Consider the following 18,931-nt stretch of genomic DNA (forward strand, 5'->3'; position numbering starts at 1 on the left):
ACTTTATCATGTTGATCACCTGTAACAAAAAAAGCCGTGGCGGTTAACGCCTTAATACTCCAGCGCTGCGGGTTTGTCTGCTTCAGTGCCCACAAACTCGTTAAGCTCTTCGATACGTTCCGGTGGAAGGGGGCGACCCAACAGATATCCCTGTAGCGTGTTGCAGCCAAGCTGGGTCAGAAAGGCCTGCTGCTCGGGCGTTTCGACGCCCTCAGCCACGACTTTTAACTGTAAAGACTGCGCCAGCGCCACAATCGCCGAGACGATGGTCGCATCTTCCGACTGGTGCTGAAGCTCGTTCACGAAGGCCCGATCGATCTTCAGCTCACTGGCTGGCAGGCGTTTGAGATACAACAAACTGGAATAGCCGGTTCCAAAATCGTCAATCGAGGCTTTGACGCCGAGCGTCGTCAGTTCGGTCAGAATACGGACGCTTTCATCGGGATTACGCATTGCCGTCGTTTCCGTGACCTCCAGCGTTAACTGCGTGGCGGGAATATGGTGCAGCGCCAGCGCCGCTTTAACCGTTTCGACCAGATTGCTCTGCTCAAACTGCAGCGCCGACAGGTTCACCGCAACGGACCATGCCTGATGGCCCTGCAGGTGCCACTGATGCAATTGACGGCAGGCTTCGTTAATTACCCAGTTACCGATATTCACTATCATGCCGGTTTTTTCCGCCATCGGCAGAAAGCAGTCCGGCGTCAGCAAGCCGTGTTTCGGATGCTGCCAGCGCAGCAGGGCTTCAAAGCCCATAATCGGGCCGTGTGGTGCACAGTATTTGGGTTGGTAAAACAGCCGCAGCTCGTTGTTATCCAGCGCATGCCACAGATCGTTATTCAGCTGTAACTGACTTTGCGCCAGCAGATTCATGGAGGGCTGGAAAAAGGTATAGCCGTTGCGGCCGTTATTTTTGGTGTGGTACATCGCGGCATCCGCATTGAACATCAGCTCGCGCTCATCCTCGCCGTCACCGGGATATACCACAATGCCGATGCTCAAGGAGACCACTAACTCGTAACGGGAAATCGAGAACGGGCGAACCACCGCTTTTACCAGTTGATCGGCGACCGCCGCCGCATCATTTGGCTCGGTGATTTCAATCAGCAGGACAAATTCATCGCCACCCAGACGCGCCAGCGTGTAGTAGCCTTTCATCTGTTCACTCATTCTTTCCGTGACGCTGACCAGCAAACTGTCGCCAATGTGGTGACCAAAGGCATCGTTGACCGCTTTAAACCCATCGAGATCCATAAACATCAGAGCAAACTGGCTGCTCTCACGATTGGCTTTATTCATCGCCTGTTCAAGACGGTCTTCCAGCAGGATGCGGTTTGGCAGTCGGGTCAGATTATCGTGGAGCGCCAGCTGGGCCAGTTCACGATTGGCCTCAGCCAGTGAACTGGCCAGGATAGACGTACGTGCCTGCATGCGCGCATCCAGCATGGAAACCAGCAGGGTGATACCGAGTATGGCGATGGTCACTACGGTGACCACAATGGCTAACCAGTTGCTGTTAACGCCCGAAGACATGGTATGGCTGCCTGCAGGGAATGAAGCCGCCATCATGCCGGTGTAGTGCATACCGGCAATGGCGGCGCCCATCACCACCGATGCACACAGCCGCAGTGTGGCGACGCGTCCCTGATGCCCTTCACGCAGCTTAAACGCCAGCCACAGGGCAGCAACGGAGGCGGCCAGCGCGATGATCACCGAAATCAGCACCCAGCCCCAGTTCCAGATGATACGGGTCGAGAGCACCAGGGCGGCCATGCCGGTGTAATGCATAGCGACAATGCCGCTGCCGAGGACAACAGCACCGCCGGCTAAGCGCGGCAGAGGCAGGTCCCCCTGACAGACGAGCCACAGGGCGAAAATGGATGCACACACCGCAATACCGGCAGACAGCGCCGTGAGGGATGCGTCATAACTCATCATCATGTCCAGGTCCATGGAAAGCATGCCAATAAAGTGCATGGCCCAAATACCAATGCCCATGGCAAAGCCACCGCCAAACAGCCACACGAGTGCGACCTTACCGGTTGAAGTGGCTACACGTCCCGCCATATCCAGCGCGGTAAAGGAAGCCAGCATCGCCACTAATACCGAAATGACGACGATGAATGCGTTATATGAGGCCACTAGCATAGTGTTTATCCGAACAGCGCCGAGCGCGCAGCTGTGATGTTGACGTTGAAAAAGATGTTTTGTCTTATTTACCGGTTATCGGCGCGAAAAAAGACTAAATTAGGCTTTTTTAATAGAGGTTCCCAATGCTTCCGAGCGTCCGGACCAATCAACCTGGTCTGCCGACCGAGGAAATTTGTTGTTGTCCGCAGGGCGCTATCCAGGCGATTACCGCTCTCCCGGCATGAAACGACAGGCACAGAAACGCAGGAAAAATTAAAAAAGACTGCTATTCCAATAAATTATAATTAAACATACCGCCAACTCGTCTGCTCGCCTCCGTCCACATCTGCTTATCTTAGACGATTATTCTGAAACCGTTTCTGGCTGGCGCAAGACCATCCCACCGAATTCGAAAGGGTCACGGTGCGCAAAATACGCCCCTGTTTTTATTTTCATTTACCGAGAATCAGCGGCCATGAAGGGTGTCCGGGGGCACGAATGTAACAAAATAATAAAAAATTTATCGTCGGGTTTCGCTACAACGGCCAGGCTGATGTATAGTAAAAAAAATTAATATAAATCGACTTACCTGTTTTCTGGATTGTCGGGAAAAACAACGGCAGGATGCTGACACTCTACGGTTAGGTTTTCTTTTCTCTGGTTTTTTTGTATTACGCCATCAGGTGAAAAAGCACAAGTCCTGAATAATCGGTAAGGAATGATTATGAAATTCAAGCTTTTTCTGTTAGCTGTCAGTTTCACCACGGCGCTGCCGTCCGTGACGTTTGCTGCCACCACCACGGGTGCAATTAACGCTACGCTGACATTAACTACAGGTTGTCTGGTGAACGGCCAGTCAGCCACCACGGGCGTAAACTTTGGTTCGTTGAACTTTGGTAGCAGTGCCGCCACCTTCGATACCCTGAATGCCACCCTGGTGGGCGCGGCAGGAAACGGTATCTACGTGCGTTGTACTACCGGGCAAACGTTTAACGTCCAGGTGACCAGCAGTAATGCGGCACCGGGAACCGTCTACGGCACCGTGTCATCTGCACCGCGCTATCTGGTGCTGGGCGCGGATAATACCCAGGGCATCGCTTATACCCTCTACAGCGACGCCTCCTTTAGCACCGCCATTGCGAATAACACCAATATTGCGCCAAGCGGCACGACCGATCCCACGCTTGGCACCAATTACGCGATTTACGGACGCGTGGTGGGCGGCGGCTTTAACCCTGTGATTCCGGCTGGCACTTACACCGATACCATTAACGTTGCCGTGAACTACTAAGCGCCCGTGTTTGAGTAGCGGCAGATGACAGCAACCTGGTCACCTGGTTCGATCACCGCTGGCGGGTTACTGTTCCTGGTGAGTGTGAATGGGTGGAGCATTACGACCAGCTCCACGACATTTCAGGTTTCAGCGTCAATCGTTGCAGGTTGTGTGATCTCCGGGACCAATACGGGGATCTTTGGCACGCTTAATTTTGGCACCCAGTCCGGGCTGGCAAACAGCAGTGTCAGCGCCAGCTATGTGCAAAGTTCAACGATTAACCTCGCCTGTACACCCGGCACCACCCTGAGCATGACCATCAACGGTGGCAGTAACTATACCGCGACCCGCAACCTGAAGCTGGCGAACAATACCAACACGATTCCCTATTACCTCTTTAGCAATGCAGCACGCACTACCCCGATTCCGGTGAATACGGCAGTGCCGCTGAGCTACAGCAATGCCAATAACATCACGTTACCGATTTACGGCGTGCTGCAGTTACCCGGCCCGACGCGCGCCGGGGTTTATTCCGACACGCTCAGCGTCACGCTGACCTGGTGATAAAAAGTACAAAGGAGCTTTACCATGCCATCCCTGCGCGCCCTGTTTTTTCTGTTTACACTCGTGTTGTTGCCACAGGCGCAGGGCGCTAACTCTGTCATGATTTGGCCCATCGACCCGGCGATAAACCCGGAGGAGAAAGCCAGCGAGCTGTGGCTGGAAAACCGTGGCAGCAGCACGACGCTTATGCAGGTGCGCATCTTCGCCTGGCAGCAGACCAACAGCCAGGAGCAGTATCAAACTCAGCAGCAGGTCGTCGCCAGCCCGCCACTGGTGCGCATCGAACCCGGTCAAAAGCAGCTCGTCCGCCTGATTAAACAGCTACCGCCTGCCGCAGGTAAAGAGGTGGCCTACCGCGTGGTGCTGGATGAGATCCCTACCCCGCGATCGGTCAGCGACAACCAGGCCGGGCTGAATTTTCAGATGCGTTATTCGGTTCCGCTCTTTGTTTATGGCTCCGGTCTGAGCCGCGATAACGCGAAGTCGGCACTCAGCTGGCGTCAGGTCAACGCGAGCGGCCAACGCTATCTGGAACTCACGAATCGCGGCAACGGCCATGCACGACTCAGTAATGTCACCGTTGGCGGTCAGCGACTTGGAAACGGACTTTATGGCTATGTGCTGGCCAACAGCACGCAGCGCTTTCCGTTAACGTCCTCCGTAAGCGGTGAACTGAGCGCAGAGACCAATAACGGGCAGTGGCGCAGCGCTGCGGCTCAGTAAGTTGCAATGATGCAGTTTTCGCCGCATCCCGTCGCGCTGGCTATTGCGGGACTGTGTTGTCTGACGCCCGGTTATCTCTGGGCTGAAACCTTTACGTCGCTACCGCCCCCTCCGTCGGTGGATAACCGTCCTACCGGCCAGCGTTACATGTTAGAGCTGGTAGTGAACCAGCAGGCGCGGGGCGATATCGTGCCGGTCGAGCAGCAAAACGGCCATTTTCTGGTGCGGGCGGGCGATCTCCAGCGTGCCGGAATCCCTGCCGAAAAATATCAGGGGCAGCAGCAGGTTGATGTCAATCAACTGGCGGAGGTGAAAGTGGATTATGACGATCGCCGCCAACGCTTGCTGCTGACCGTTCCGCCCGGTTGGCTGCCAGCCCAGACGTTAGGTGAGAGCAACAACGGGCCGCGCTTTCCTGGACGCGTCAGTAACGGTGCCCTGATCAATTACGATCTCTACGTCACGCGCACCGACGTGGCGGGCACACGGCTGGCGGCCTGGAATGAACTGCGTCTGTTTGGTGAGGCAGGGCACTTCTCCAGTAATGGCGTCTGGCAACAGCAGTTGGAAGGGCAAAATCGCTACCAGGATGAGGGCTATATCCGCTATGACACCCGGTGGAGCAATGAGAATGAAAACGCCATCCTGAGCTGGCGGGTTGGCGACCTCACTACCGATGCGCTGGCATGGACCAGCAGCGTCCGGCTTGGCGGCATACAGGTTGCGCGCGATTTCAGCGTACGACCGGATCTGGTTACCTATCCCCTGCCTGCCTTTTCCGGTCAGGCGGCGGTGCCCTCGACGGTTGACCTGTTTGTTAACGGCTATCGTTCCACCCAGGCCAACGTCCAGCCCGGTCCCTGGTCGCTGACCAACGTGCCCTTTGTAAATGGCGCAGGGAACGCCGTCATTACCACCACGGATGCCGTCGGTCGCCAGGTCGTCACCACGCTGCCGTTTTATGTTTCCAGTAATCTGCTCAAGCCCGGCCTGTCCGATTACGCCTTTTCAGCGGGTGCGATACGTCAAAATTACGGCATCAAAAATGCCGATTACGGTGCGGCAGCCCTGAGCGGCTCGTGGCGCTATGGCATGACGGACTGGCTCACGCTGGAAACCCACGCGGAAGGCAGTAATGAGCTGGGAATGGGCGGCGCGGGCGCGCAGTTCAAAGTGGGCAGTTGGGGCGTGATTAACGGCGCAGCGGCGCAGAGTCGTCTGGAAGGTCAGTCGGGCGCGCAGTACAGCTGGGGCTATCAGTACAACAACAGCCGTTTCAGCCTGGGCACCCAGCACACCGTCCGCAACGCCGGCTTTGGTAATCTGGCCCTGCTGAGCAACCAGAGCAACAGTGCCTATGCTGACAACCGTTACAGCCTGGCGCGACGGACCGCGCAGTACAGCGCCAGCATATCGCTCAATCGTTATGGCAGTCTGGGTGCAGCCTATATCGATATCTCCAGCGGCGATAACCAGCGTACCAGCCTGTGGAACCTGTCGTGGAGTAAAAATCTGTGGGGCAATGCCAGCCTGTACATTTCCGCCAGCCGTGACAGGCAACAGGGCGAATGGAGCGGTGCCGTCTCGCTGGTGATCCCGTTTGGTGAAAACAGTAATGCCTCCCTGAGCCTTGAGCGCGATCAGCAAGGCCAAAATAATCAGCGGGCCTATTTGTCCCGCGCCATGCCCAGTGATGGGGGAGTTGCCTGGGATGCATCCTGGGCGAATCAGGGCGGCAACAGCGGCGATTATCGTCAGGGCAGCCTGCGCTACCGCAACAATAAGATCGATACCTCCGCCGGCTTTTATGGGGATGATGACAACACGACGCAGTGGGCCGATTTATCCGGCTCGTTGGTGTTGATGGATAATCAGGTGTTTGCCGCCAACACCATTAACGATGCGTTTGTGGTGGTCAAAACTAATTACCCGGACGTGAATGTCCGCTATGAAAATCAGTCGATGGGGCGCACCGACAGCAAGGGCTACCTGCTGGTGCCGTCAATCAGCAGCTACTACGCGGCCAAATACGACATTGATACGCTCGATCTGCCTGCCGATATGACCACGCCCAAAGTGGAGCAGCGTTTTGCCGTGAAGCGTCAGAGTGGATTTTTACTGGATTTTCCGGTTGAACGTTTACGCGCCGCCAGCGTGATTCTGTTTGATGGCAATAACCAGCCGCTGCCGGTATCCAGCCAGGTGATCCGTCCGGGACAGGCAACCGGCTACGTTGGCTGGGACGGCATCGCCTGGCTGGACGACCTCAGCGAGCACAACCCTATCAAGGTCATCGCCCCCGATGGCCGAACCTGTGAAACCGATCTGACACTGCCTGGCGGTCAACCGCAGGCATTAAAAACCTACGGGCCGCTGACCTGCCCCCTACCGCCGCTGCCCAAAGGTGCACCGGTGCCCAATCCTGATAACGCTACCGCCGGAATGACGCCATGAAAAACCTGATGCTACTCCTTTGCCTGCTGTTGTTGCCCTCGCTGGGTTATGCAGCCTGTGCCCTGCCTGCCTCTAGCGCCAGCTTTGGCACAGAAACGACCTTTGTTGCAAATACCAGCGTCAGTTCCACCTCCACCAACGCTAACGTCAACTGCGGATCGGGCACGGCCCTGACCCTGCTGGGTAATAACCAGATTACGTTTCAGTTGACCAGCGCCAGCAACACCAACGGCACGCGCGGTACGCTCAAACGAAGCGGCGATACCGGCAGCGACAATATTCCGGTACGGCTGTGTACCGACAGCGCCTGCGCCAATGAACTCACGATTGGCGGGTCGGCTTTTGTCTACAGCTCGGCGACGTTGATTAATCTGGCGGGGTTACTGGGCAGCCTGAACTTTGCGATTCCCGTCTATTTACGCACCGTCGCCGGGCAAACCGTGGCGGCGGGCAGCTATACGCTGACGCTGAACATGGCCGTCACCTATAACGTTTGCACCAGCCTTTCCGCCCTGGGCGCTTGCCTGACCCCGCAGACCGGCAACGGGGTCATTCCCATCACCGTGACGGTTGTCCTGACTAACGACTGCACCGCGATTACCGCACCGAATATCAGCTTTGGGAGTGCACCGCTGGTCGCCAGCTTTGGGGCGGTTTCGCAAACCATCAATGTATTATGCAGTAAAGGCAGTACCTACACGGTGGGCTTAAGCAATGGCAACAACGCCTCAGGCAGCGTACGCAATATGACGAGCGGCACGAACCTTCTGAGTTACGAAATCTACAAAGGAACCAGTAGCGATCGTTGGGGACCGAGCGGGACAGAACGCGTTGGCAGTGCGGCGGCGAATACCGTCAGCACCGATGGACTGACGCGCAGCTTTAACTACACTGCGCGCGTCCTCACCACCCAAAACACGCCGCCTGCGGGCAACTACAGCGACAGCGTGGTGGTCGATATTGCCTTTTAAAGTGCGGCGCTGACCGGCGTGCCGCCGTGGCGCGCGCGGTACTGTTTGACCATTCGACCAATCAGCAAGGTGCCAATCAGCCCACAAATGGCCGCAAAGGTCAGCCATACGCCCGGCATCGCCTTATCACCCGTGGCGTGAATCAGATAACTCGACACCGCTGGCGTGAAGCCGCCAAACAGCGCGGTTGCCAGGCTGTAGGCCATGGAGAAACCGGCGGCGCGCACTTCTGCCGGCATAATTTCTGCCAGATAAACCACCATGGCACCGTTGTAGCTGGCGTAGAGGAAGGAGAGCCATAATTCCGCCTCCAGCAGATGGGCAAAGCTCGGCGAACCCACCATCCAGTGCAGTACGGGCCAGGCCGTGGCAATCATCAGCACGGTAAACGTCAGCAACAGGGGGCGACGACCGACGCGATCGGACAGCGCGCCCATCACCGGTAGCCAGAACAGGTTGGAAATGCCCACGAACAGCGTCACCATAAACGCCTGCTTGTCGCTCATCATCAACACCGTTTTGCCAAAGGTTGGCGTAAAGGCGGTAATCATATAGAACATCACGGTCGTGGTGACGACCATCAACATGCCCGCCAGTACCAGTGCCCAGTTGCTGGCAACCGAACGCATAATTTCTGTCATCGCCGGGTGATGTTTACGTTGGCTGAAGGCGTCGGTTTCTTCCAGCATACGGCGGATATAGAACAGGAATGGCACGATCAGGCAGCCCACCACAAAGGGAATACGCCAGCCCCACTCGGTCACTTCATCATGGGAAAGCAGATGGTTCAGCGCCAGACCCAGCAGCGCAGCAAAAATCACGGCGATCTGCTGACTGCCCGATTGCCAGCTCACAAAGAACCCTTTGCGTCCTTTTGGGGCCACTTCGGCCAGATACACGGACACACCGCCTAACTCCACGCCGGCTGAAAAGCCCTGCAGCAGACGACCCAGCAGAATCAGGACCGGTGCCGCCGCGCCAAGCGTGGCATAACCCGGTACCAGCGCAATGGTGAGCGTACCCACTGCCATCAGGCCGAGCGTTAACAGCAACCCTTTGCGACGACCATGGTGGTCAATGTAAGCCCCCAGAATAATCGCCCCCAGCGGGCGCATCAGGAAACCTGCGCCGAAGGTCATCAACGTCAGCATTAATGAAGAGAAGGGATCGTCACCGGGGAAGAAGGTTTTGGCTATCGCGGTCGCGTAATAGCCAAATACCATGAAGTCGTACATTTCAAGGAAGTTACCACTGGTAACGTTGAAAATGGTTCTGGCCGCGCTCTTGGGCGGCTTTTGTAAAGTTTCACTATGGCTCATCACGGCTTCCTTGGTTTTTTATCCGTTTTAGCCTGCCAGAAGCCAGATTAATGTGACATTGATCACCATTGCACTTTACAAACTCGTGAGTTTCCGTAACAAGAAATTAACAGAAGAGCTACAGCAGCATATCTGCCTGCGTTGATTGACAAAAGGCTATCGAAGATTCTGCAAAAAAGCAGAGACAAAAAAAGCGCTACAGAGTGAGCGCTTTTTGAGGAGGGCTTAAGATGTGGGGACAGGTAAGCGTATTAACTGCATCTGAGAAGTGAAAAAGGGTCAAGGCTTGCGGCTTAACCGGGTTTACCCCGCCTGATTCATCACTTCTTGACCGTTTCCATTCCCATTAAACCGATTTTTAAATAACCGGCCGTGCGCAGTTCATCCATAACGCTCATCAGCGTTTCATAATCCACAGACTTGTCGGCCTGGAAGAAAATCGTGGTGTCTTTCTTGCCTTGCGTCTGCTGCGTCAGCACGTTAATCAGCGACGCATTATTTACCGCCTCGTTGCCGACATAGAGCTGCTTGTCGGCTTTGATAGAGAGGTAAACCGGTTTTTCCGGGCGCGGCTGAGGCGCACTGGTGGACGCCGGGAGATTCACACGGACATCAACGGTCGCCAGCGGCGCCGCGACCATGAAGATGATGAGTAGCACCAGCATCACGTCAATAAACGGCGTGACGTTGATTTCGTGCATTTCACCCTCGGTTTCGGACGGGTCGTTTAATCGCATTGCCATAACGCTTACCCTACACGCAGTTTTTGCGCGGCGGCAGGACGGTTGGCTTCAGGCTGTGCCAGGTTTCCCAGGTCGATATCGCGGCTTTGCAGCAGCATAATTTGCGCAGCAACATCCCCTAACGAGGCTTTGTAGTTGGCGATCATGCGGGCAAACACGTTGTATATCACCACCGCCGGAATCGCGGCCACCAGACCGATCGCGGTCGCCAGTAAGGCTTCAGCGATGCCGGGGGCAACAACGGCTAGATTGGTCGTTTGGGTTTTGGCGATACCAATAAAGCTGTTCATGATGCCCCAGACCGTGCCGAACAAACCGATAAACGGCGCGACGGAACCAATCGTTGCCAGGAAACCATTGCCGCGGCCAGCGTGTCGGCAGAAAGCAGCGACGCGACGTTCGAGCCGGAAAGCGGTACGATCTTTGATTCCGGCCGTGTCTTCAACGCCTGCAGAAAGTTCCAACTCGTTTTGCGCGTCGTTAAGGAGCACCGCACTGTGGCTGGTGGTTTTAAACTGCTGGGCGGCGCGCGCGGCATCATTCAGGTTGCGGGCTTCACCCAATGCCAGCTGTTCACGTTTCAGGCGTCGTTTGGCCGCGCTCAGCTCAGCATACTTACCGAAGAAAATGGCCCAGGTCACAACAGAGGCCAATAACAGACCAATCATGACGACCTTCACCACGATATCAGCATGCTGGTACATGCCCCATACGGAAAGGTCTGCTTGCATTAAATCACTGGCTACCACGCGGCTTCTCCAACTTCATATTCAGGATGCGGAATAAGTGCAGATGATAGCAAAAATCAATCGAATTGATAGTGGTTCTCATTAGTATTTACAATCTGCCGTGGGTTTAGGCTATGGAGCCAGCACTGGAAAAAGGACGCTTAGGCCCGGTCCGCGCTGGCTTTATTACGTTCGTATTGGGATGGCCTGCATTGCGCCTGAGCCGCCAGTGCTTCAGGCGCGCGGTTCACAGGCCCGCGGCGCTCTTTTCCATCTCGCCCCACACGTCAGCTTTCACCACAAGGCACTGTGTTTTAGCACAGGAACGATAGCACCTGCCCACTTCGCCTTGTCGTCGCCGGTTTCATCAAACCCTGTTTCACCTGTCAACGGTCAACGGTCAACGTGAGTGTGCCGGTGCCCGACCTCGCCGCATCGCTCTGCTGGAATACGTGGTAGCAGCTCTGCCATTGATGGTCTGAAGTGGAGGTTCCCTCGTTATAGCCATCCGCGCACACCCAGGCGACATAACGGCCTGCAGGGAAATAACGCAGGGCTTTGGGCTGCGGCGGCGAGTTGATTTTACCAGGCCACCAGGCCCAGACAATATGCTTCGCGCCGCGTTGTACACAGATAACATGGCGTGATTGTCGCGACCACGGGGCTTTTGGCTTTTGGCTTTTGGCTTTTGGCTTTTGGCTTTTGGCTTTTGGCTTTTGGCTTTTGGCTGACACCCTGAGCAGAGGTTGCTCAGTTAACCCAGCATTTTTACCGCATCCAGATGCGCCAAAACGGCTAATTAGCGATCAATCTCATAAAATAAGTTTTTCGTTTCGGTGAATGTAAAAATTATGTTGCGGCCAAAATCCCCCTGCAGCAGGATGAGTAGAACGTTCTACCTACTATAAAAACGCTAATAACAGCGCAACATTGGGGAAACCTGGCATGAGACTGCTCTCAGGATTTGTTAAGTCGTTATCAAAACTATCAATGATTGGCCGGGCGCTCATGCTGCCCATTTCGTTGCTGCCTGCAGCTGGCTTGCTACTGGCATTTGGTAATAAATTTGAGTTGCCGCTGATGATGAATGCCGGCGGGGTGATTTTCGATAACCTGCCGATGCTGTTTGCTATCGGCTCTGCGGTAGGGCTGGCCTCCGAATCCGGTATCGCCGCGATCTCTGCCGCGGTTTCCGTCTTTGTGACCAATATTACCATCGGCACTATGTTGCATATCACACCGGAAATGGCGGCTCAGGGCGGAAAATATGCCATGGTCGTCGGCATTCCGACGTTGCAGATGGGTGTGTTTGGCGGGCTTATCTGCGGCATACTGGCCGCCTGGTGCTATAACCGCTTCCATACCCTGCAGCTCCCGGAGTTTCTCGGTTTCTTTTCCGGTAAGCGTTTTGTCGCCATTGCCACCGCGTTTTTATCCTTCCTGCTTGGCCTGCTGATGCCGTATGTCTGGCAACATATTCAGGCAGGGATTGATGTGCTGTCGGTTATCGTTAACGGTGATAATCAGGCGGCCTCAACCTTTATTTTTGGGCTGGTCGAACGCGCCCTGATACCGCTTGGTCTGCACCATATCTGGTATCCTTCATTTTGGTACTCCTTTGGCGATTACGTGACCAAAAGCGGCCAGGTGATCCATGGCGATCAAACCATCTGGTTCAAGATGCTGGAAGAGGGCGTGAAATCCTTTAGCAGCAACACCTACCAAAATGCGGGCAAGTTTATGCAAGGTGAGTACCCGCTGATGCTGTTCGCGCTGCCCGCCGCCTGTCTGGCGATGTATCACGAAGCCCATACCAAAAACAAAAAGATCGCCTTCGGTATCCTGTTTTCGGCGGCGCTGACCTGCTTTTTAACCGGGATCACCGAGCCGGTAGAATTCACCTTTATCTTTGTCGCGCCCCTGCTGTATGTCTTTAATGCCATCATGGCTGGCCTGGCGTATATGACCATGTACCTGCTGCATGCTCATATCGCGAAGTCCTTTTCGGCCGGAATGATTGACTACATTACCTTTGGCATTGTGCCCTCTCTTAACGGTTATCAGACTCACTATCTCAGTGCCGTTATCGTAGGCGTGCCGATGGCATTGATTTATTATTTCACCTTCCGCTTCGTGATACGCCGGTTTAATGTAAAAACGCCGGGACGAACCGATGTGACGGCCACGACCGATGATAAAACCGATGCAGAGCTGGCAAGCGACATTATGGTTCTGCTGGGCGGCGAGCAGAATATCAGCGCGGTGGGCGCCTGCATTACGCGCCTTCGGCTTGAAGTGGCCAACAGCAATGAGGTCGACCGTGAAGGGCTTAATAACCTTGGCGCGCGCGGCGTGGTTTTTGTCGGCGATAACGGAATACAAATTATTTTTGGTGCCAGAGCGCAATTTATTGCCCAGACGCTGTCCGGGATGGTGGGCAAATCCTAGCCTGCGTTTCTGCAGGCGACGGGCAAAGCGGTATCAGGCGGATGACGTGAATGTCAGGGAGCAGGTTTGAAGAGAGTCAGCATTACTGACGTTGCTAAACATGCCGGTGTTTCGGTTTCGACCGTTTCACTGGTGCTGCGTCAGAAAGGAAAAATATCCGATGCCACCATCAGGAAAGTTCACGCCGCCATTGATGCGCTCGACTATGTGCAGAATGTGGCCGCGGCGAATCTGCGCGCCAGTACCTCTAACCTTATCGGTTTGATTCTGCGCGATTTCAGCGACAGTTTCTCTGTCAAGGTGATGGCAAGCATTGTTCAGCAGCTTGAAAAGCAGGGCTACCTGGTATTTCTGGGCCAGCCCACTGACGACGACGAATCGCTGGCACGCTGCCTGCTTTCGTTTAAACAGCAAGGCGTCGCCGGGGTCGTCTATCTGGCGTCAAACACGCGAAACGCCAGCCTGCCCGAGCAACTCCTGCACTGCCCTTTGCCGCTGGTGGTGGTATCGCAGTCGCTGCTGGCAGAGAAGTGCAATCTGGTGATGCGTGATAACCGCCAGGCCGCGCACCTGGCGACGCGCTATCTGATAGAACGCGGTCATCGCAATATTGCTTACATTGGCGGGATTGAAGGGGATCTGATCCGGCAACAGCGCTTACTCGGGTTTCGCAGTGCCCTGACCCAGCACGGGCTGGCGCTGCGGGAAGGGTTTACGCCGTCCTGTCGGGCCGATACCCAGGCCGCCGCTTATGCCACTCGCCAGTTACTGGAGCAGAACAACACCATTACCGCCCTGCTCTGTCACTCGCCGGATGCGATCATTGGGGCGATTTCAGGGATTCATCATACGGGGCGCACCGTGGGTAAAGATGTGTTCCTGACCCAACAGGTCGCGCTGGTGGGCTTTGAAGACATGCTGCACGTGAACCTGACCTCGCCCTCTTTCACCTATGTTTCTTCCGCCAGTGAAGAATCCGGGCGGCAGGCGGCGGAACTTATCCTGCGTCAGGTGAAAGAACCCGAACGGCAAACGCAGCGTATTTTATTATCGGGCCAATTAATTACACGAGAGTCAGCATAAATCGGCATTTCCATTGTCAGAGAAGCGAGTCAGTGAAAAATCGCTTTCGTGAGCAGGGGGAATCCCCGCGCACGATTGTTGCGCAAACAGAATGATAAACAGACTATGAGCAATGCAATCATAACCAGCCTACTTTCGCTTTTACGTCGGACAATACCGTGGCTTTCATTACGAGGCCGCCGTTTACCGCATGACCACGCTGACCTTACTCGTGAGGGAGATCGCCCATCACGCCTGTCTCCCGCTCCCGTTTTCGCCGGGCCTGACGGCACCCTTTCTCACGCCAGTAACGCCTTAATCCAGGCAAGCGAGACGTCATCCGATCCCTGCCCGCCGCCAGACCGGACGATGCTGCTCTGGCTGTCTCGCTGTTTTTTGTTTGTATCACTGCTGCTACCCGGTTCAAACATGGCTTCACACTGTTCGGGAGCCTGCTATGCCGCCACCAATACCCTGATCACTTTGCACTTTTTCAGGCGCTGTTATGAATCCGGTAAACCCTCATCCGGGATGGTTAAATGTTTTAGTCGCCAGTTGCGCAGCGTGGCACTGATTCGTTTCATCCATGCCTCACGCAGCGCGGCCCCGCCGGGCAGGTTAAAGCGTTTTCGTCACGACCATCACTCAGGTAAGAAGAAAAGAAGCCAGGTACGTCCGCCCTTCCGGGCCGATCCCGAGCCAGAGCAGCCCGTCCGTGCCAGCCCGGCAGAACCCTCTTTGTTCTCGCCTGACACATTGCTCAGACAGCACCCGCTGCCACCGTCGTCGCCCTGCACCGGACGGCAATATCAAGAAATGCCATCCGGGGTGAGCCCGCCGCTGAACACGCCGACCACCTCAACCGGCTGTGTGCCCTGAGCGGACAGCATCTGGGCGTAACATAGCCCTGATTAGCGGATATCCCCTGGGCTAATTCCCCAGCGGGAAGGCGTGCTTCTGCTGGCGGCCTGGCGCTGCTGATAACGTCCTTTTGCCGTAATCATCGCCACCGTTAACAACGCCGGAATAGCCAGTACGGCAAAAATGGTGGCAAATCCCCAGCCCAGCGCCAGCATCTCTGCCCCGACCAACGCGCTCAGAATCGCGCCGATGCGTCCCACGCCGTGCATCCAACTGGAGCCGGTCGCGCGGGCCTCGGTCGGATAAAAGCTGGCCGAGAGCGCATTCATTCCAGTGTTAGCGCCACCGATGCAAAAGCCGATCATCATGGCACAACCGCCCAGCAGCACCGGGTGCGCAAGCGAAAATCCCATACCGACCGTGAACAGCGCGCCCGCACCGTAAATCAGCGACAGCGCCCGGTGCGACTCAATCCTGTCCATTAACCAACCCGAAAACAGCGAACCGCAGGTGCCGCCTGCCTGGAACAGCGCAGTAATAATCGCAGCCTGTACCACGTCAAAACCGTTATCTTTAATCAGCATGGGTAGCCAACTGCCCAGGGTGTAGAACAAAAACAGGGCGGTAAAATAGGCGCCCCACAGCATCAGGCTGCCAAACCGATACGCGTCATTGAGTACCACTTTTACCGGCTGCGCGTTCGCTTTGCTGACGGGCGGCAGCTCGACGCTGCACTGTTGCAGGTCCAGATCCGGCGCCAGCTTAGCCAGAATACGGTGAATTTTTTTGCTGGCAGCGCGCCTGACCACTAAAAAGCACACCGACTCCGGCAGCGCCCAGAGCAGCAACGGCACGAACAGCATCGGCAGGATGCCGCCCAGCATCAGTACGGCGTGCCAGCCAAAGTGCGGCATCAGCCATGAAGCGGCAAAGCCTCCCAGCGCGGCACCAAAGGTGAAGCCGCAAAACACCACGGTGATGAGAAAGGCCCGCCGCCTGGCAGGCGCAAATTCGGCCACCAGCGTACCCACATTGGGCATCGCCGCACCCAATCCCAGACCGGTCAGGAAGCGAAACAGGATCATCTGCTCCATGTTTTGCGAAAAGGCGGTGATCAGCGTCCAGGCACCAAAAAAGAACACGCTGTTAATAATGACCACTTTGCGGCCCAGCCTGTCAGACAGGGGACCAGAGAGCATCGCGCCCAGCGCCAGTCCCACCAGCGCTGCGCTGATAATCAGCCCCAGCTCGCGGTTGGTGATCCCCCAGTCGGCTTTTAATTCAGGTGCAATAAATCCCATGATGGCAATATCAAATCCATCAAGGGCGATGATGCAGAAGCCAAACAGCACCACCATCTTTTGCCACATCCCCAGCGGGCGGCTGTCGATTAACGCCCGAACATCAATTGTTTTGCTTTCCGCCACGGTGACTCTCCGGTGAAATACGTTATGTGGGGTTACTATATGCAGGCGCTGTAGGGCGATAAACGGCGATAATCGAAATTTTGTGCGTTTATCGCGCAACAATGCGTTAAATAAAATTCATTATCGCGTTATTAGATTGTTATATAAGGCAATTTTTCTGACAGCATGGCTCCCGTTATCCGCTAAGGATTGTGAGCGGGATCGGGCGTGTTTTCAGGCGGAGGGATGCGCTACAGAGGAGACAGGTGCAGGATAACGGGCCAGCGAAACTGGCCCGTCGAAGGATTACCGCATGGCGGTCAGCCGCACGGGCGCATTGGCCGCGCCAAAGCCGCGATAGCCGCCACGCCGTTCCAGCAATTCGAAGAAAAAGCGGCCTTTTTCATAGGGAACGGTATAGACATGCAGCAGTTCCCCGCCCTGTTCATCACGGTCATACAACACATCGTAGCGTTGCAGCTGCGCCAGAAAATCGGCATCGAGATCGAAGCGCGCCATCAGGTCCTGATAATAGTTATCGGGAATCGGTAAGGTTTTTAGACCGCGTTCGCGCGCGGCTTTTACCGCGCTAAACAGGTCGTCACAGCCAAAGGCGACGTGCTGTAATCCTGCGCCCTGATAGGTCGTTAAGGCACGGGCAATTTGGGTTTCCCGGCTGACCGACATATTCAGCGGCAGGCGAATCGCATCGTTGGGACTCCGCAGCACCCGACTGCGCACCAGACCCAGCGGATCGGGCAGTTCCCACTCGGTATCCTGCACAAAACCCGGCACGCTGCGCAGGAACATAATCCAGTTATCGCGTGTGTCATCGGGCAGGGCAATCGCCAAATGATCGATCGTCTGCATCGCGGGCTGCGGCGCTGTGCGGTGCGTTAAATGAAAATCGTTGTGGTAACCGTCCTGACCTGCTGGCTCATCTTCCACCAGATAGATCAGGCTGCCGTCGGGGGCACATAGCGCCGGTATCTGGCGTTCGTTCGGGCCGGTCTCTCCCTGCCAGATGGCGTAACCATAGTCCTGCGCGCGTTTAATCAGCTTATCGACTCCGCGAACCCGCCACGCCACCGCACACAGCGAAATGCCGTGTTGATGATAATACCCGCTGGCCTGGCTCTCCGGCTGGGCATTCAGGATCACATGCACCTTGCCGTTGCGATACAGCGCCACCTGCTTGGAGCGATGATCCCCCGCATGAACCAGGCCAAGCTGCGTCAGCCATTGCCCCAGGGCCAGTGCGTCGTTGTGGCTGACGGCAAATTCGATGAACTCCAGTGACAGCAGCGGCGGCTGGGGCGCAGAGTGAAACAGCCCGTCTCCGGCCAGGGAAGCCAGCGCACTGGGCAGCAGCGGCTGTTTGATCAGCCAGTCACGGGTTTGCTCCTCAAGCCACAGCAGCGATCGATAACCGTCCTGGGCGGTCGGCACTACCGGCGAAGCACGGAATCCGTCGTTAAAAATCTCCAGCGACCAGGCGTCCCGGTAACCATGGGCAGACAGCTGCGTCATAAACTGAGTCAGATTGAATTCGCCCTGGCCGGGAAAGCAGCGGAAGTGGCGACTCCATGACAGCACGTCCATTTTCAGCAGCGGCGCATCCGCCAGTTGCACAAACACAATCTTCTCTGGCGGCACCACGTCAAGCCCGTCAAGGCTGTCGCCGCGCGACAAAATGTGAAAACTGTCGAGCACGATGCCCAGCGCTGGATGGTTGACGGCCTCGACTCTGGCCCAGGCATCGCGCCACAGGCTGACATGGCGTCCCCAGGCCAGCGCCTCATAACCGAGAGTAATACCGTGTTGCTCCGCCAGCTCTGCCAGTGCCTTAAGATCGCTGACCTGAGTGGCGAAATCGTCACTGCAGTCGGGTGAGACGTTGCTGCAGAGCAGCATCCGCTGACAGCCCAGCTGTTGCATGACTTCAAACTTCCGCGCCGCGCGCGCAAGGTTGTGCGCCAGCCTGTCACGCGGGCCGCCCTCGAAGTCACGGAAGGGTTGAAACAGCAAAATCTCCAGCCCGAGCTGTTCACACAGCTGGCGGATTTCCACGGGTGAGCCGGGATAATAGACCAGATCGTTATCGAAAATTTCAACGCCATCAAAGCCTGCGGCGGCGATGGCCCGCAGTTTGTCCGGCAGCGTGCCCGATACCGAGACCGTTGCGATAGAACGTTTCATTGTTGCCTCCAGATAAACGGTCACCGGGTGACCTTAAAGCAGCCAGTCAG

General features: G+C 56.0%; 15 protein-coding genes. 8 read left to right on the top strand and 7 right to left on the bottom strand.

Annotation, left to right across the window (positions count from 1 at the left end; translation table 11 throughout):
* Positions 1-51: 51 nt before the first annotated feature.
* Positions 52-2,148 carry a bifunctional diguanylate cyclase/phosphodiesterase gene (locus tag NR177_RS15590; protein ID WP_256853205.1) on the bottom strand — a complete coding sequence of 699 codons (2,097 nt, stop codon included), beginning with the start codon at positions 2,146-2,148 and terminating at the stop codon, positions 52-54.
* Between the two features lie 706 nt (positions 2,149-2,854).
* On the opposite strand from NR177_RS15590, the gene NR177_RS15595 reads away from it, so the two are divergent.
* The 5 genes from NR177_RS15595 to NR177_RS15615 are packed head-to-tail and all read left to right on the top strand — an operon-like array spanning position 2,855 to position 8,115.
* Positions 2,855-3,421: a spore coat protein U domain-containing protein gene (locus tag NR177_RS15595; RefSeq protein WP_063880923.1), complete on the top strand. Its 567-nt coding sequence runs from the start codon at positions 2,855-2,857 to the stop codon at positions 3,419-3,421.
* Between the two features lie 24 nt (positions 3,422-3,445).
* Entirely contained in the window at positions 3,446-3,967 is a 522-nt protein-coding gene (locus NR177_RS15600) for a spore coat U domain-containing protein (RefSeq protein WP_109716928.1), read from the top strand.
* A 24-nt stretch (positions 3,968-3,991) separates the two neighbouring features.
* Positions 3,992-4,690, top strand: a complete 699-nt coding sequence (locus NR177_RS15605) for a molecular chaperone (protein WP_256853206.1) — start codon at positions 3,992-3,994, stop codon at positions 4,688-4,690.
* 6 nt (positions 4,691-4,696) lie between these two features.
* Entirely contained in the window at positions 4,697-7,144 is a 2,448-nt protein-coding gene (locus tag NR177_RS15610) for a fimbria/pilus outer membrane usher protein (RefSeq protein ID WP_256853207.1), read from the top strand.
* Positions 7,141-8,115, top strand: a complete 975-nt coding sequence (locus NR177_RS15615) for a spore coat U domain-containing protein (protein WP_145394988.1) — start codon at positions 7,141-7,143, stop codon at positions 8,113-8,115. The genes NR177_RS15610 and NR177_RS15615 overlap by 4 nt, the downstream gene beginning before the upstream one ends.
* On the opposite strand, the gene NR177_RS15620 is transcribed toward NR177_RS15615, so the two are convergent.
* The 4 genes from NR177_RS15620 to NR177_RS15635 all read right to left on the bottom strand — a co-directional run bounded on the left by NR177_RS15620 (position 8,112) and on the right by NR177_RS15635 (position 11,639).
* Positions 8,112-9,434, bottom strand: coding sequence for an MFS transporter (locus NR177_RS15620; protein ID WP_063880927.1), 1,323 nt, complete (start codon positions 9,432-9,434; stop codon positions 8,112-8,114). The two genes, NR177_RS15615 and NR177_RS15620, sit on opposite strands and share 4 nt — an antisense overlap.
* Positions 9,435-9,754: 320 nt before the next feature.
* A complete protein-coding gene (gene exbD, locus NR177_RS15625) occupies positions 9,755-10,177 on the bottom strand; it encodes a TonB system transport protein ExbD (RefSeq protein ID WP_218995730.1) in 423 nt (140 codons plus the stop codon).
* 5 nt (positions 10,178-10,182) lie between these two features.
* A complete protein-coding gene (gene exbB, locus NR177_RS15630) occupies positions 10,183-10,908 on the bottom strand; it encodes a tol-pal system-associated acyl-CoA thioesterase (protein ID WP_172823913.1) in 726 nt (241 codons plus the stop codon).
* A gap of 383 nt (positions 10,909-11,291) precedes the next feature.
* The gene (locus NR177_RS15635; RefSeq protein WP_256853208.1) at positions 11,292-11,639 is read right to left on the bottom strand and encodes a hypothetical protein; all 348 of its coding nucleotides are present in this window, start codon (positions 11,637-11,639) and stop codon (positions 11,292-11,294) included.
* A gap of 211 nt (positions 11,640-11,850) precedes the next feature.
* Here NR177_RS15635 and NR177_RS15640 point away from each other — a divergent pair, with 211 nt between their 5' ends.
* The 3 genes from NR177_RS15640 to NR177_RS15650 all read left to right on the top strand — a co-directional run bounded on the left by NR177_RS15640 (position 11,851) and on the right by NR177_RS15650 (position 15,294).
* Entirely contained in the window at positions 11,851-13,353 is a 1,503-nt protein-coding gene (locus tag NR177_RS15640; RefSeq protein WP_256853209.1) for a PTS transporter subunit EIIC, read from the top strand.
* A 66-nt stretch (positions 13,354-13,419) separates the two neighbouring features.
* On the top strand, positions 13,420-14,436 hold the full coding sequence (gene malI / locus NR177_RS15645) for a Mal regulon transcriptional regulator MalI (protein ID WP_063880932.1): 1,017 nt from the start codon (positions 13,420-13,422) through the stop codon (positions 14,434-14,436).
* Positions 14,437-14,844: 408 nt separating this feature from the next.
* Positions 14,845-15,294 (top strand): hypothetical protein, encoded by a 450-nt coding sequence (locus tag NR177_RS15650; RefSeq protein ID WP_244915428.1) that lies wholly within the window; start codon positions 14,845-14,847, stop codon positions 15,292-15,294.
* Positions 15,295-15,326: 32 nt separating this feature from the next.
* Here NR177_RS15650 and NR177_RS15655 read toward each other — a convergent pair whose 3' ends face one another.
* Positions 15,327-16,703, bottom strand: coding sequence for an aromatic acid/H+ symport family MFS transporter (locus NR177_RS15655; protein ID WP_145394983.1), 1,377 nt, complete (start codon positions 16,701-16,703; stop codon positions 15,327-15,329).
* 285 nt (positions 16,704-16,988) lie between these two features.
* On the bottom strand, positions 16,989-18,881 hold the full coding sequence (locus NR177_RS15660) for a bifunctional sugar phosphate isomerase/epimerase/4-hydroxyphenylpyruvate dioxygenase family protein (protein WP_256853210.1): 1,893 nt from the start codon (positions 18,879-18,881) through the stop codon (positions 16,989-16,991).
* Between the last annotated feature and the right edge of the window lie 50 nt (positions 18,882-18,931).

It is taken from the genome of Pantoea sp. Fr+CA_20 (assembly GCF_024520835.1).
GTDB lineage: Bacteria > Pseudomonadota > Gammaproteobacteria > Enterobacterales > Enterobacteriaceae > Pantoea > Pantoea allii.